We start from the raw sequence: 15,198 nt of genomic DNA, 5'->3' as shown, positions 1-15,198 counted from the left end.
TACATCTATATGTCCAACCCGACTTTCGGTTTCCATGCTCCTGTTTCCTGCTTCCTGGAATCCTTAATGCCTGGCTGGCGGAGGCTGCATGAAGTCCCTCTCGAATACAGGGTTCGCGCTTTTTGGTGCAGTGCTGATCGCAATTAGCTACGGCCTCGCGCGCTTCGCCTTTGGCCTGTTTGTACCGCCTATCCGGGCCGAACTAGATCTCACGCCAGACGTAATCGGTATCATCGGCGCACTGCCACTTATCAGCTTCCTTCTGGCGACGTTGGTAGCACCGATCTTCGCCGATCGTCTAGGTGCCCGCAACACGGCCGTCCTGTCGTGTGGTTTTGGCGTCGTCGGGATGGCGATTATCAGCCAGGCGTCAGGTGCGCTGTCGCTCGGATTGGGCGTACTCGCGTGCGGTATCTGCACGGGCCTTATGATGCCGGCGCTCACGGCCGCTATGCAGGCTATGGTGAGCTGGGCTGTGCATGGTCGTGTCAGTTCAGTCATGAATGTGGGCGCCAGCATTGGCGTGGCTGTTGCCGTGCCGGTGGTTCTGCTCTTCTCTAGCGCCTGGCGCTCGGCGTACCTGTTCTTCGCTGTCCTGGCGGGGATTGGCGTCGTTGCCGCATGGTATTTTATCCCTTCCGTGTCGCGGGTTATTCCCGCGAACGCTGCTCCGCCAATACAGATAAGTGTCCTCCAGTGGTCGCGTCTGTTCAGGCTTTCGCTGTTTGCATTTGTGATGGGCTTTGTTTCCTCTGCGTACTGGATTTTTGCACCCGATTTAATGATCACCCTCGGCGGCCTAACGCCCTCTGCAACCGGATGGCTGTGGCTAGCAGTTGGCATCGCTGGCATCGGAGGTGCCGTGGCGGCCGATCTAGCCGATCGCAACAACCCCCCCATTACACATTCACTGATGTTGGTGATGTTGTCCGCGAGTTTGGCGCTGCTTGCTGCCAGCCCTGATCAGCTGGTGCTGGCGGCATTCTCTGGGTTGGTCTTCGGTCTGGCCTACATGAGCCTGACAGGGCTCTATCTGATGACCAGCATTCGCCTGTTGCCGGGCCGATTGTCGATGGGGCCGGTATTACCTTTCATGGCTGTGGCGCTCGGGCAGGCAACCGGCTCGCCCGTTGTTGGCATGCTAGTGAGCGAATTCGGCTACGCCAATGCATTTGCCACCTTCTCCGCAATCGGTATTCTGGTAGCAATGTTGTCGCCACTTTACCCGCGTTATATCGACCAAGAGCCCGAGGAAGAGGTTGAAGACCAAACCGGCCTTCAGGCGGCGTATAATTACCAGCTTCTGGACGAAGATGGAGAGCCCCTCACACCCGTTGAGGATAAGGCCGATAAGCCTTAGCAGATTACAGCCCATGGGTGGCTAATGGCTAATGGGTCAGTCACAAATACATAACAGGGACCGGCTTCTTCACAAATACAATAAAGATGTGCATGAGCTGGACCCGACTGCTTGTGTGCAGAAAGCGCTGAGCAGATTTGCTTAGGAAGGGGTAATAGAGCGCGTCGTCAAAGCTATTTATATACTTCCAAAGCCTATAGCTAGCGTGCCATGCTTCTTAAAAGCGAATGCCCTAATTGGCTACACGAGCCAATAGCCTAAATGATGCAATAGAAATCCTATTGCCGATTTGAGTTCTTCCGTATGAGCTCAATACGGCTTTCCTTCAAGACATCTGTGCCAGTGCTTTTCGAAAGCGTAGTAGCGCACCTGCAAAAAATAATACGCCGATGATGATGATCGCCAGAAACTGGGGCCAAACAGTGACGAATCCCGCGCCACGATAGAGGATTGCCTGGGCCAGATCGACAAAGTGAGTGGTCGGTGCGAGCAGCATGATCTGCTGCACCAGCTCAGGCATGCTTTCTCTCGGAGTGGTGCCGCCGGAGAGAATCTGAAGCGGGATCAGCACTAGAATAATCAACAACCCTAGTTGCGGCATTGAGCGCGCAATGGTGCCAAAGAAAATACCCATTGATGTGGTGGCAAGCAGGTGTAGCAATGCGCCACACAGAAACAGTGGTAGAGATCCAGCAATCGGCACCTGCAGCCATCGCTATTAGATGGTCGAAGCGTTCGGCTTCCTCCATGTAGGCCGTGGCTACCAGTACGCTCATGCCCGGGCGCTGGGCGCGAATGTGGGCGACCAGCTCCCAGAACTGGCTGCGTGACAGCGGGTCGACGCCGGTGGTGGGCTCGTCGAGGATCAGTAAGTCGGGGTCGTGAATCAGTACGCAGCACAGTCCGAGTTTTTGTTTCATGCCACCGGACAACTTGCCGGCAGGGCGCTCGCCAAACTCGCTGAGGCCGGTGCTGCGTAGCAGCTCGTCAATACGTGTTTTGCGTTCGGCCTCTTTCTGGCCGAACAGGCGGCCGAAGAAGTCCAAATTCTCGATCACCGAAAGCGTCGGGTAAAGATTTTTACCCAATCCCTGGGGCATATAGGCGATGTGTGGACAGACCTTCTGGCGGTGGTCACGGTTGGCCATGTCGCCGCCGAGTACCTCGATATGCCCGCTCTGGATTTTGCGTGCGCCGGCAATCAGTGCCATGAGGCTGGACTTGCCCACCCCGTCAGGACCAATCAAGCCGACCATGCGTTGCGCTGGGATTTTCAGGCTGACGGCATTGAGCGCGCAGGTGCTGCCGTATTGCAGGCTGACCTCATGTAGCTGCGCGACAGTTGCCTCGGCCACGCTCACTGCGGAACCTTGATCGCCAGGTTTTCAAGCCATTCGATCTGTGAGTCGAGACGCAGATAAGCGACGCCGGAAACACCGGTTTTCACTTGAGAGCGGTGGCGCTTTAGCAGTTGTCGAACAAGCCTTGCTTTAACTCGAAACATCAGCTTTTCACGCTCGCTGGCGGTTTCAACAGTTTTTGGGGTGAACTGAGCGACGCTGGCCATATAGCTTACCTGCGCGGGGATCACGTACTCCGGTATGGCATCGATCACCAAGCGCACTTCGGCGCCCAAAGCGACCCGGCCTGCTTGCTGTTCTGGCAGGAAGAAGGTCATTTAGACATCGCCAAGATCGACGAGATTGAGCACTTTGCCACCGGCTCCTATCACCTCACCTGGCTGGGCTACGCGGTACTGTACACGTCCACTACGCGGTGCTTTTAGCTGGTTGTCCTCGATGTCAATCTGTAAGCGCTCGACGCTAGCCTGAGTTGCTTCCACGGCAGATTGCGCTTCAATGACCTGCGATTGTGCTGCCGCAATGCCTGCTTCAGCGGAAACCACCTGTGACCGGGCGGCTGCGAGTGCCGCTTGAGCGCTTTGCAGTCGGGCAAGCTCATCGTCTAGCTGCTGCGGAGCCATGGCATTGCGTTTGACCAAAATAGCGGTACGGGCGTGACGTTTTTGCGCGGCCGACACCTCTGCTTGCCGCTGGCGGACAAGCGCTTCGGCGGCGATTTTTTCGCTTTCCGGCAGTCTTATCTGCGCCTTGGCAATTTTCTTGCCACATCAATGTCAGTAGCTTCAATTCGTCCGTTACCACTCGCAAACGCAGTACCCAGACCTGTTGGACGCAACTCGTACCAGGCAAGAGCGGCAATGATTGCTAATGCGACAACGCTGGCTACACGAGGGATCCATTTATGATTGACTGACATATTTACTCTTGGCATCTCAACGAGTGAGTTGGTTAGCTGTTAAATCAGGCAGCAATGACACGGCATTGACCGGTGCAGTTGCGGGCATGGCGAGGTAGCTTGGATTCGGTGGACATTTATGTCTCCACCAATGGTCTCAAGCGCAGGACTTGTTCCAAGTACTCAGGCTAACTGAACCCGCAGGATGAATAATTGATCTGAATCAGTGGTTGCACTGTCAGGCTGATGATCAGATGCATCAGATGCATCTGATGAATGCTTTACGCATTCATAGCCTATTTTGGGGAAACCGCGACGAATCTGAGAATGCCTCCTTCAGATGATCATAAACAAGACGTACCCTGCGCGATACAGGGCCCTGTTGCGGTCGGTAGATGAACAGATTCCACGGTGGCGGCAAGTCAGCATCCAATACGGTCTGAAGCTTCCCTTCCTTAACAAAAGGCTCTGCGAGGTATGCAGGCACCTGAGCAAAAGCAATGCCCGCCAGCACGGCCTCAAGTTCAGTCTCGGCGTCGTCGCAGATGAGTGTGGGCTGTGTGGGGTTAAAGGTTTGCCCATTAGCAAACATCCAGGGCCAGTGACGCCCGTTCCTTTGGTTGATCAGCACAGAAAGTGGAAGTTGATCCAATACCTCCAGTGATTCGGGTACCCCCGTTTTTTCGATCAGCGTCGGGCTTGCGACGACATAGAGCGGCACTGATGCCAGTGGGCGGGCCACATAGCGGCGGTCTCTAATCAGTCCCACGCGGATGCCGATATCGATTTGCGCTTCGACTGAATCGGTCATTTGATCTTCCAGGCGTAAATCAAACTGAAGTGCTGGATGTGCCGCGATCAAGGGCTGTAGAAATGGAATCAGATAGCGCCGGCCAATGGCTTGAGGCGCTGTGATACCGATTCTTCCAATGAAATCGGGCTCGGCTTTGTTTGCTCGAAACAGCGCGTCAAAATGCTCAAGGGCTATCCTGGCCTCTTGCGCGTATCGCTGGCCAAAGGCGGTGATACTTACCTGGCGCGTATTGCGATGAAACAGCGGCTCGCCTAGTTCAGACTCCAGGGCCTGAATAGCACGGGTTACGCCTTGTGGCGAAATGCCCAGGCGTATCGCCGCCTCACGGAAGCTTGGGGCATCGGCCGCCGCGCAAAAGATTCTGACCATTTCAATGCGATTAAGCATAAGTTGCACTCATTAATTCCATTTTATGGAATAGCTTAATCCATATCTTTCCATTTATTAAGATAAATTTTCACTCTACTGTGAGCCCATATCCAGGCCATAACGGCATGGTGAAATTCAAGTTCAGCAGATGAGGTTTTAACATGAGCAATAATATTTCCGGAAAGATTGTCGTGATCACGGGTGCCAGCAGTGGACTGGGTGAGAGTACGGCGCGTCATCTGTCCAGCCTTGGCGCACACGTGGTGCTTGCAGCTCGGCGCAAGGACAAGCTTGATGCACTGGTCGCTGAGTTGGTCAGCGCCGGTGGTCAGGCCGTCGCCTATCAAACTGACGTCACCTCCCAAGCCGAGGTTAACGCTTTGATTCAGGGTGCTCTGAAGACCTTTGGGCGCATCGATGTGTTGGTCAACAACGCCGGTCTGATGGCAAACGCTCCGCTCAGCGAAGGGCGCGTGGACGAATGGGACCGCATGATCGACATCAATATCAAGGGACTGCTTTATGGCATTGCGGCAGCGCTGCCGGTATTCCAGGAGCAGAACAGCGGCCACTTCATCAACATCGGCTCGGTGGCGGGTCTGAAGGTCTTCAGCCCCGGCGGCACTGTTTACAGCGGTACCAAGTTCGCGGTCCGGGCGATCTCCGAAGGTTTGCGTCATGAGGTAGGTGGCAGTATTCGTACCACCACCATTGAGCCCGGCGCAGTGGACTCTGAACTCAAGTTCGGCAGTTCGCATCAGCAGACCAGCGATTTCGTGGTGGACTTCTACAAGCAAGCGATCCCTGCGGCTTCCGTCGCTCGAGCCATAGCCTTCGCCATCGAACAGCCAGCGGATGTGGATATCAACGAGATCGTTCTGCGGCCAACTGTGCAGGATTTCTGATCCATCGCAGAGAGCCTGTAGCGTGGGCTGCAGGCTTCTGGCTTTCTACAGTGCACATTCGCGTCTTGGTTGAACTGATCAGGCGTTGCACTAGTCTATTGACTTGAACCATCGGAAAAAGCCAATCAGGAGAATTGCAATGCAGGTTTTTATTGCAGGAGCTAACGGCCAGATCGGACACCATCTGTTGCGGGAAATGGCTGGCAGCGAGCATAAGGCGCGGGCCATGGTCCGGCATTTGGAGCAGGGCCCCAAGCTGAAGCAACTGGGCGCTGCAGAAACTGTGCTGGGCGATCTGGAAAAAGACTGTAGCGCGGCCATGAAGGGTTGCGATGTAGTTGTTTTTGCTGCGGGCTCAGGCCCCGATACCGGGCCGGATAAAACCACTGCCGTGGATCAGGATGGCGCCATCCGTTTGATCGATAGCGCCAAAGCTATTGGCATAAAACGCTTTATCATTGTGAGCAGCGTGGGCGCTGAGAATCCGGAACAAGGGCCTGAAAAGCTTCAGCATTACTTGCGCGCCAAGCACAACGCTGACGAGCACCTGAAAAAAAGCGGGCTTAATTACTCTATCGTTCGTCCGGGGCAACTGACCAATGATGAGGGCACAGGCAAGGTCTCAGTCAGTGCTACCCAAGAGGATTCCAGCAAGATTCCGCGTCAGGATGTTGCTCGGGTGTTGTTGGAAGAACTGGATGCAGGTGCTGGGGTGAATCGAATTTTTTATGTGGTGTCCGGTGACGCACCAGTAGCTGAAGCATTGTCACGTCTTTAATATCCACAGCTCCTGGAGCTGGGTGGATATAACAGGTGCTATTCGCTTGCGAGCGGGTCATCCTCCAGAATCTGCAAACGCATAGCCTGTGCTGCCGGCGACAGGCTGTGTCCGGCACGACTGACCAAGCCGTAAGCCGAGTTCTGGTTAAAGCTGCTTAGTGGCAGGGGTAAGGTAACGAGCCGGCCAGCGGCTACATCGTTGGCGATCACGTCCCAAGGCGCCATGCTGATCACGTTACTCTGTGCTACCAGCGTTTTGAGTACCATGAAGTTGTCGCATTGAATACTCACTGGCTGGACCCGACCGCTGATGAGGTTCAATTCCAGCTCGACCTTTTCCGGCAACTGGGTAGCAGCAAGCGGATACTCAAGCAGGTCGTTCATGCTCAGGCCCTTGCGGTTTTCCAAGGGATGGCCTGGGCGGCCGAACATGACGCCGGGATGCGTGCCCAGCGCTTCTATGAACAGCAGAGGGTCATGCTCCAGATCCCGAATGTCGGCGACAAATAGCTCGACTTCGTCGCGCAGCAAGCGATCACGTAGACCACGCCAGTTATCAATCAGCAAATTGACGCGCACCCTTGGCCAGGCGGTCGCCATCCGTCCAAGCGCCTGGGGTACCAATCGTGCTGCCGGATAGGGACCACTGCCCAGTAACAACTCGCCCGTTTCGAGGTTGGCCAGCTGAACGACGGCGTTCTCCAGCGCGCGACTGCCGGCGAGCAGACGCTGTGCATGTTCGAGTACGAGCTGGCCATGCACTGTGAGGCTTATACCTCGGCTGTGGCGATCGAGCAGGCGGCAGTCGAGGCTGGCCTCGAGTGCCTGAATGCTTCTGCTCAGCGCCGGCTGACTGAGATTGACGGCTTCAGCGGCACGGGCAAAATTGCCGTGCTCGGTCAGGGCTAAAAAGTGCCGCAGTTGCTGCAGGTTCGTCATGCGTACTCCGCTGGACGCAGGGTTCAGATTGTCAGGGTTTGCAACTGTTCACGCAGCGCGTTGGGCATCGGTGCCGGGCGGCTGCTGGCCTGATCAATCACTACCATCACGCTGTTGGCCACTGCCTGCAAGCCGTGCTCGCTGGTGGCGCAGCCAGTGAATACAAATGAGCTATTACCGACGCGGCTGATACCTGCGCGCAGGCCCACGGGCTCCCAGCCTGCGCGGAAATGCAGATAGCTGACATCCATTGATGCGATCAGTATACCCAAACCGCCAAGGTCCAGATGGCGTATGGCGCCAAAGCGCGCTTGCTCCATGTAACGTGCCAAGGCGGCCTCGCTGCGCTGACTGTCGGCATCCAGATCGGCATAGCGTGGCGTCAGCTGCTGGGTCACCGGGAAGTCGGTAATCGTTTTGATCGAATCGATGTAATCTGCCGGTTTGAGCGGCTCTGAGTTTCCCGTGGCGATGTTGTCAAGCCGCTCTCGGATGACCTGAGGCAGGTCCACGCGCTGGCCTTTGGCGAAGGCGCCCATGACCGCCTGTTGCGTGCCGACGTGCTCACCATTTTGAAACAGCTCACTGCGCACACGGTAGCTATCGTTCGTACAGGCCAGCACCTGGACCTGCGCTTTGACGTCGCTGCCGTACCAGGTCACCCGCCGGAAATCCGTGATACTGCGTATTGGACGCAGACGCACATCATCGGAGAACCAGGCGTCGGGTCCATGTAGATCGAGATGCGCCTGCATCCGCGCTTCCTGATGCAGCTGATAGATTCTTGAGTTGTTAACGTGCCGCCAGGTATCCAGATCGGTAAAGCGTGGAGTCAGGGTGCATTGGAAAGTGACGGGAGTATCTGTCATGGGACCGGGGTGTTCCTGTGGGTTGGTTTTGTTGAGGTTTCAAGGATCGACATTTGCACTACTGACCGCAAGCTGGCGCGTCCATGATAGATGGCGTAAATGGTCAATCATGCCGGTGTTACTCCGCTCCGGGGCTGACAGCTGACCTGTGATGGAATACAGTTTGCGCTGATTCTCCTACACCCGTTAAGGAAAGAGCCATGAAAAAAACAGGGATAGCCGTTGCGGTCGTTGTCGCAATAGGCCTGGTTGGCACGGCAGGCGCCTGGTACACCGGAACGAAAATGGAAGCTGTGCTACGTGACGCCGTTGCGCAGAGCAACGGACAGATCGAGAAGGTCTTGCCCGGTTCGGCCGTACGATTGGAGATGACTGACTTTCAGCGAGGAGTGTTCTCGAGTTCTGCCCGATATGAATTGTCCTACCCGGGTCCCGAAGAGAAAGGCCCGGTCACGATCGTCATGCTGGATCGAGTGCAGCATGGCCCCTTTCCCCTGTCGCGTCTCGCGAAGCTAAAGCTGCTGCCGGTGATGGCGACCAGTGAAGCGGTGCTTGAGCGCAGCGACTACCTTGCGCCCCTGTTCACCGCCAGTGGTGATGAAACTCCGATTGTGGTCAAGAGTACGGTCGGTTACGGCAATAGCATCGATGGCTCAATCAATGTGGCCGCGCTGGTATTCGAGAGTGACGAAGGCAAAGCAGAATTTTCCCCGGGCAAGCTAAGCTTCTCGACTGATATGGAGGGTGAGGCGGTGCTGATTGATGGCCGCAGCGATGGTATGCGTCTGACCGCTACGTCTGAGGCTGGTGAGCCGGTTACCGTTAACGTCTCTGGGCTAACGCTGTTTGCTGATCGTCATCGTGGTGTATCCGAGTTCTATATAGGCGAAGGCCGTATGGGTGTCGAGAAGCTGGAGGTCGAGACCCAAGGCGACTCAACGCTGGTGCTCGAGGGGCTGGCCCAGAGCGATACCTTGACCGAAGACGAAAGCAATCTGGCGGGCACCCTGGATTTTGATATTAGCAAGGTGTCGTATCAGGGTCAGGAGCTGGGGTCCGCTGGCATGAAGTGGACTTTTTCTCGCTTCGATCAGAAGGCGACTGCTGACCTTAATGAGCTCTACAATCAGATAACCATGAGTGCTTACAGGGGCGAAGAGCCGCAGGTTGAGCCAGAGCGCTGGAGCAGTGCATTTGCCTCCCTGCTTGCCGCTCAACCACAATTGGCTCTGGATCTTCTGGTGATTCGCACGCCAAGTGGTGAGAGTCGCGCGCGTGCGGGAATTGAACTCGCCAGCCCAGAGTCGTTCGGGCTGCCAATACAGGATCTGGTACCACAATTGCTCGCCAGCCTGGACGCCCATGTGCAGCTGTCCAAACCGATGTTGCGCGACATAATCATGTACAAGACTCTGTTTGAGCCCGGCATGGACGCCGAGGTGGTAGCTGCCGAGGCGGAAATAATGGTCGAGATGGTTGCTGGCATGGCTGAAAGTACCAAGCTAGCACGGCAGGAGGAAGATAACCTGGTGACTAAGCTGACGTACTCGGATGGCAACATCGAGTTGAATGGTGAGGTAATTCCGCCTGAGGCACTGGCAGGGCTGCTGGCACTGTTCAATCCAGCCAACCCGGCTGTAACTGCGGAGTAATAGGTCACCCTGTTATTTTTGCTTACCGTGTTGCGATTGCAGGTGGGGCCTGGTCGGCCCACTATCGCTTGAAATAGCTTCGGGAATATCGAATGGCTCTGCCACCATCCGCATCGTCTGCCCGTCGTTTTTTGCGTCTGGCCGGTACCGCTACCCGGATTGCCGGAGGCGTGCTGGGCCAGCGTCTGCTGCGTGGCCGCTCGGGAATCGACTGGCAGCCGGTGGGCGATCTGCTCGCTGAAGTGCTGGGCGATATGAAGGGGCCTGTTCTCAAACTCGGTCAGATGGCTTCACAGTGGCATGATGTACTGCCCGAACCGGTATCCCGTGCCCTCGGCTCCCTGCAGAACAAGGTGCCAGCGCTGCCTTATCAGCATTTGCAGGCTCATCTGCAACGGGTATATGAAGGTGAGCTGACAGACTATTTCGAGCATATTGATGAGCAGCCCTTCGCGGCGGCTTCCCTGGGGCAGGTGCATCGCGCCCGTGGACTGGATGGTCAGGCTCTGGTGCTGAAGATCCAATATCCGGGCATTGCTGCCATCTGCGCCGCCGATCTCAAGCAGGTACGGCGTTTGCTGCCCCTAGGCCGGCTGTTTCGGGCGCCGGCTGCACAGCTCGAAGGTGTTTATCGTGAGCTGGAGCAAACCATCACAGCCGAGCTGGACTATGCAGCGGAGATGCAGCGGCTAATGACGTTCCGGCAATTCTTTGCTGATTGGCCCGATGTACTGATGCCGCGCCCTATCGAGCATCTGTGTCGCCCCGGGGTGCTGGTTTTGACGGAGGTCCCCGGGCTGTCTTTCGCCGAGGTAGGTCAGGCCCCGGATGCACTCAGGCAGCGCCTGGCTCAGACCCTGGCCGAGTGGCTGGTGGCCCAGGCATTCATCCTTGGCCAGCTGCATGCGGACCCGCATCCGGGCAACTTCGCTTATACGGCAGAGGGTCGACTGGTAGTCTATGATTTTGGCTGCATACAAAGGGTCGAAGCGTCCTTGCTGGCAGCCTATGTTCAGACGTTCCGGGCTTTGCAGTCGGGTCGCGCCGAGGATTTGGAGCGCGGCTTTCAGTCGCTGGGTACGCGGCAACCCCAGTCAGCGCCGCCGTGGACTCTATACCGCAATTTGACTGCGCTTCTCGGGCCGCTCGTACAGCCAGGTATGCTCTGGGATTTTGCGGCCACACCGGTTCACGATCAGGTACAGCGATTGATTCCTGATGCGCTGAGTGCGCTGGGCAGTCTGCAACCGGCGCCGGGCACACTGCTGATCAATCGCACACTGGAAGGGCACTACTGGAATCTGACCCGCCTCGGCGTTGCCTTGCCGGTGGCGGATCTGATCGAGCGGCGGATCAAAACACATCCGCCGCATTCAGTCGCCTAGTTTGAAGAAGCGGATTTTGCCTTTTAGCTGCCTTCTTGCATTAAGCCATCGAAAGGAATGTCGCGACGCGGTCCAACGCCGTGTCGGCTACCTTCAACAACCCGGTATTGGCTTGAAACACGTGCCAGCATTCGGGGTAGCGCTCGAGTTGGACCTCGACTCCGGCTTCGCGTGCTTGGCTGGCGAGTCGTAGACTGTCATTGAGCAATAGTTCGTCCTCGCCGACTTGTATGAGCAAGCGTGGCAGTTGCGCGAGTTCGCCATTGATCGGTGACAAACCGGGATCACGACGATCCATGCCCGATGGACAGAACAGGTCAGCGGCCTGTTCGATCCAGCTCTTGTTCAGCAGCGGATCTCCCGCCGGCGGTGTATGCATGTCTTCTGCGGTGAAGTCGACTACCGGTGAAAAGCATACCAGCGCACCGGGCATTGGTTGCCCCTGCGCAGCCAATTCTAATGCAGTGATCAGCGCCAGGTGGCCGCCAGCAGAGTCGCCGGCCAATACGATATCGGCAGGCTCGTAGCCCCGGGTAAGCAAGTCGCGATAGGCCGCTACGGCATCATCACGGGCTGCGGGGAAGGGGTGCTCTGGCGCCAAACGGTAATCGATGACGCAGACGTCCCGGTTGCTGCGAATGGCTATGCCGGAGGCAATGCCCCGATGCGTCGCGGGGGAGCCAATCAGATAAGCTCCGCCATGCAAATACAGAATGACCTTGCCAGCGCTGTTGGGGGCTCGGTGCCATTCGCACGAGCGCCCTGCGATCAGTTCCCGACTGCGTTGCACGCCGCCGGCCATGGGCATGGTGGCTGTCAGCAAACGCAATATGACACGTTGCGCCGGCACTGGAACACCAGGCCGAATCAGGCCGCGAAAAAGTAAGCGCATAGTGCCCCGGGTAATGCCTCGCAGGACCGGTTGATCTGGCGTGGGGTGGGTATAATCAGCGTGCACAATCATAATCGGCGAGCTCCGGTGTCCGTGTCAGGCGGCGATAGCTAAAGGTATAGCCCGGCCAGTTGTTGGTCTGTTTACCTTCTGCGGTCTGGTACCAGCTGTTGCAGCCGCGGCTCCAGATGGTGGTGCTGATGGCGTCCTGAATCCGGGCATTGAAAGCGCTTTGCACGTCGGGTTTGACGTCGATGTACCGCAATCCGCGTTTGGCGAGGGTCTGCAGGCAGCTGACAACATAGTTGAACTGGCTTTCCAGCATGTAAATGATCGAGTTGTGGCCCAGGTTGGTATTGGGGCCATAGAGTACGAAAAGATTCGGGAATCCGCTCACGCTTATGCCTTTGTAGGCTTCGGCGCCAGAGCGCCAAGCGTCATTCAGATCGAGTCCGTCACGGCCCTTTATGGTCATAGGTGCCAGAAAATCAGTGGCCGCAAAGCCGGTGCCGAATATCAGTACGTCGACTTGGTGTTCCTCCCCATCGATTGTTTTGACGCCCTCGGAGGTGATGGTTTCGATGCCAGTGGTGATCAGCTCGACATTCTCACGATCAACGGCTGGAAAGAAATCATTGCTGATCAGCATGCGCTTGCAGCCCATGGGGTAATCGGGCACCAGTTGGGCTCGTTTTTTTGGGTCGGTGACCCCTTTTTCGAGATGTTTGCGAAATTGCCCTTCCATGGCCTTCATCAGCGATGGAAAGCTGATAAAAGCCAGCGCACGCATTTCGTGCGCCACATAGTGACCGCCTCGGCTGAGCTTTTGCAACAGCGGAAAACGCCGAAGCAATGCTTGCTCCCGAGCACCGTATTGCTTGTCTTCCTTGGCGATGACGTAGGCGGCGCTGCGCTGAAATAGCATCAGCTTTTGGACCTTGGGGGCGATCTGCGGCACAAACTGGATCGCAGAGGCGCCGGTACCGATCACCGCGACGTTCTTGCCCTGCAAGTCGATATCATGACGCCAACGAGCAGAATGAAAGCTTTCCCCAGCAAAGCTGTCGAGCCCTTGGATCGACGGATAAATAGGCCGATTGAGCTGGCCGCAGGCCATGACCAGGGAGCGTGCGCAGTACTCGCGGCCATCCGTTGTGGTCACCTGCCAGAGCCCGGTGGGCTCATCGAATTCGGCCCGGCTGATCTCGGTGTTAAGTTGGATGCGCGGGGTCAGATGATATTTTTTAGCGCAGTGACGTATGTAGTCGTGAATTTCCGGTTGTTGCGAATAGCGGGTGGACCATTCGGCCCGCGGCTCGAACGAGAAGGAATAGAGATGCGATGGCACATCGCAGGCGGCGCCGGGGTAGCTGTTGTCGCGCCAGGTGCCGCCGACATCATCGGCCTTTTCCAAAATGAGAAAGTCGCTGATTCCGGCTTTGTCTAGACGGATGCCCAGACCTATGCCGCCAAAGCCCGCTCCCACGATCAGCACGCTCAGAGGTGCGTCTTGCTGTTGTTTGTTATGCATTGTTATCAGCTCCTTCATGGCCAGTAAGCGGCCAAGTCTATCCTATCCTTTCCAAGGTGCCGGTGTAGGGTCTGATTGGCCAGCGGTAGGGGGATTTCAGTCAGTCGTGTCTGTAATGCCGAGCAACATATTGGCTTGACTAATGGGTCATTATTTCCGCGATCAAGGGGCGGGTGTTGGAGGCGCTCGGGGAGTATCTTATGCTGTTGATTAATCACTCATCGATTTACTTTGTTGATTCATTGAGGAGACCATCCCGTGACCGATCTGGACGCATTCCGTCAGGACGTTCGTACCTGGCTTGACGATAACTGCCCAAAAAGCATGCGTACTCCCTTCTCCGCTGAGAATGAGCAGTGCTGGGGTGGCCGTGATTTCAAATTTAAAAGCGAAGATCAGCGCCTGTGGCTTGAGCGCATGGCTGATAAGGGCTGGACTGCTCCCGACTGGCCAAAGGAATACGGTGGTGGTGGATTGAGTCGCGAGGAGCACAAGATCCTGCGCGAGGAACTATCACGTATTCAGGCGCGTCCGGCGCTATCCAGCTTCGGCGTGTGGATGATCGGGCCGGCAATTCTTAAGTTCGGATCCGAAGAGCTCAAGCGTGAGCATTTGCCGAAGATGGTTCGCGGTGAGATTCGCTGGTGTCAGGGATACAGCGAGCCCGGTGCTGGCTCGGACCTGGCCGGGCTGCAAACCAAAGCCGAGGATATGGGCGATCATTTCATCGTCAATGGTCAGAAGATCTGGACCTCCTATGCCGACAAGGCTGACTGGATGTTTTGTTTGGTGCGTACCAATCCTGATGCCAAAAAGCAGATGGGCATCAGCCTGGTGTTATTCGACATGGCCACTGCCGGCGTGACTACCCGTCCGATCAAGCTGATTTCCGGTAGCTCGCCTTTCTGCGAGACTTTCCTGGATGACGTGCGAGTCGAGAAGAATCAGGTGGTTGGCGAGGTAGATGCGGGCTGGACCTATGCCAAGTACTTGCTGACTCATGAGCGCGAGATGATTGGTGGCATGGGGCGTACCGCTGCGGGTCAGCAAACATTACCGCAAGCGGCCGTCGAGGCGCTGGGTCTGGATAATGGCAAATTGGCTGATGGCTACCTGCGCAGCGACATTACGCGTTGGGATATTGATGCCAGAGCCTTTGAGTTGACCGCTGAGCGAGTACTGGATGAGGCCAAAGCCGGGCAGGGCGTGGGTAATGCGTCGGCGATGCTCAAATATTATGGTACCGAAGTGAACAAGCGCCGGCAGGAACTCTTTGTCGCTCTGCGCGGAAGCGACGCGATGGTCTGGGAAGGTGAAGCCTGGAACGAGGGAGCGGTATCGCGCACCTGGTTGCGCTCCAAGGGCAACTCGATCGAGGGTGGCACTTCGGAAATCCAGCTCAACGTGATTGCCCGCAACATTCTCGGGCTCCAGTAGAACTAA

11 protein-coding genes and 3 pseudogenes are annotated in these 15,198 nt (G+C 56.5%); 6 read left to right on the top strand and 8 right to left on the bottom strand.

Annotation, left to right across the window (positions count from 1 at the left end; genetic code table 11):
* The first annotated feature begins 88 nt into the window (after positions 1-88).
* The gene (locus ACJAXR_RS03980) at positions 89-1,360 is read left to right on the top strand and encodes an MFS transporter (protein WP_415056923.1); all 1,272 of its coding nucleotides are present in this window, start codon (positions 89-91) and stop codon (positions 1,358-1,360) included.
* A gap of 325 nt (positions 1,361-1,685) precedes the next feature.
* Here ACJAXR_RS03980 and ACJAXR_RS03975 read toward each other — a convergent pair.
* The 4 genes and pseudogenes from ACJAXR_RS03975 to ACJAXR_RS03960 all read right to left on the bottom strand — a co-directional run.
* Positions 1,686-2,072: pseudogene (locus tag ACJAXR_RS03975) on the bottom strand (ABC transporter permease); the annotation flags it as partial.
* A pseudogene (locus ACJAXR_RS03970) lies at positions 2,062-2,715 on the bottom strand (ATP-binding cassette domain-containing protein); the annotation flags it as partial. The pseudogenes ACJAXR_RS03975 and ACJAXR_RS03970, both read right to left, overlap by 11 nt.
* 2 nt (positions 2,716-2,717) lie before the next feature.
* Positions 2,718-3,640 (bottom strand): annotated as a pseudogene (locus ACJAXR_RS03965) (HlyD family secretion protein).
* A gap of 268 nt (positions 3,641-3,908) precedes the next feature.
* Positions 3,909-4,820, bottom strand: a complete 912-nt coding sequence (locus ACJAXR_RS03960; RefSeq protein ID WP_415056922.1) for a LysR family transcriptional regulator — start codon at positions 4,818-4,820, stop codon at positions 3,909-3,911.
* Positions 4,821-4,963: 143 nt separating this feature from the next.
* On the opposite strand from ACJAXR_RS03960, the gene ACJAXR_RS03955 reads away from it, so the two are divergent.
* Together ACJAXR_RS03955 and ACJAXR_RS03950 are read left to right on the top strand one after the other, a co-directional pair.
* Positions 4,964-5,707, top strand: a complete 744-nt coding sequence (locus ACJAXR_RS03955; RefSeq protein WP_415056921.1) for an SDR family oxidoreductase — start codon at positions 4,964-4,966, stop codon at positions 5,705-5,707.
* Positions 5,708-5,846: 139 nt separating this feature from the next.
* Positions 5,847-6,485 carry an SDR family oxidoreductase gene (locus ACJAXR_RS03950; protein ID WP_415056920.1) on the top strand — a complete coding sequence of 213 codons (639 nt, stop codon included), beginning with the start codon at positions 5,847-5,849 and terminating at the stop codon, positions 6,483-6,485.
* 38 nt (positions 6,486-6,523) lie between these two features.
* Here ACJAXR_RS03950 and ACJAXR_RS03945 read toward each other — a convergent pair whose 3' ends face one another.
* The gene (locus tag ACJAXR_RS03945; RefSeq protein ID WP_415056919.1) at positions 6,524-7,426 is read right to left on the bottom strand and encodes a LysR family transcriptional regulator; all 903 of its coding nucleotides are present in this window, start codon (positions 7,424-7,426) and stop codon (positions 6,524-6,526) included.
* A gap of 23 nt (positions 7,427-7,449) precedes the next feature.
* Positions 7,450-8,295, bottom strand: coding sequence for an acyl-CoA thioesterase (locus tag ACJAXR_RS03940; RefSeq protein ID WP_415056918.1), 846 nt, complete (start codon positions 8,293-8,295; stop codon positions 7,450-7,452).
* Positions 8,296-8,495: 200 nt separating this feature from the next.
* On the opposite strand from ACJAXR_RS03940, the gene ACJAXR_RS03935 reads away from it, so the two are divergent.
* Complete coding sequence (locus ACJAXR_RS03935; RefSeq protein ID WP_415056917.1) at positions 8,496-9,947, top strand: YdgA family protein; 1,452 nt, start codon at positions 8,496-8,498, stop codon at positions 9,945-9,947.
* Between the two features lie 92 nt (positions 9,948-10,039).
* On the top strand, positions 10,040-11,332 hold the full coding sequence (locus ACJAXR_RS03930; protein ID WP_415056916.1) for an ABC1 kinase family protein: 1,293 nt from the start codon (positions 10,040-10,042) through the stop codon (positions 11,330-11,332).
* Positions 11,333-11,372: 40 nt separating this feature from the next.
* On the opposite strand, the gene ACJAXR_RS03925 is transcribed toward ACJAXR_RS03930, so the two are convergent.
* Together ACJAXR_RS03925 and ACJAXR_RS03920 are read right to left on the bottom strand one after the other, a co-directional pair.
* Positions 11,373-12,296, bottom strand: a complete 924-nt coding sequence (locus ACJAXR_RS03925) for an alpha/beta hydrolase (RefSeq protein WP_415056915.1) — start codon at positions 12,294-12,296, stop codon at positions 11,373-11,375.
* Positions 12,280-13,755 (bottom strand): flavin-containing monooxygenase, encoded by a 1,476-nt coding sequence (locus tag ACJAXR_RS03920; protein WP_415056914.1) that lies wholly within the window; start codon positions 13,753-13,755, stop codon positions 12,280-12,282. Before ACJAXR_RS03920 ends, ACJAXR_RS03925 begins: the two co-directional genes overlap by 17 nt.
* Before the next feature lie 258 nt (positions 13,756-14,013).
* Between ACJAXR_RS03920 and ACJAXR_RS03915 the strand changes: the two genes are divergently transcribed.
* Positions 14,014-15,192, top strand: a complete 1,179-nt coding sequence (locus ACJAXR_RS03915) for an acyl-CoA dehydrogenase family protein (RefSeq protein ID WP_415056913.1) — start codon at positions 14,014-14,016, stop codon at positions 15,190-15,192.
* Positions 15,193-15,198: the final 6 nt, after the last annotated feature.

It is taken from the genome of Halopseudomonas sp., assembly GCF_047631575.1.
GTDB lineage: Bacteria > Pseudomonadota > Gammaproteobacteria > Pseudomonadales > Pseudomonadaceae > Halopseudomonas.
This window is presented reverse-complemented; position numbering and strand designations above follow the sequence as displayed.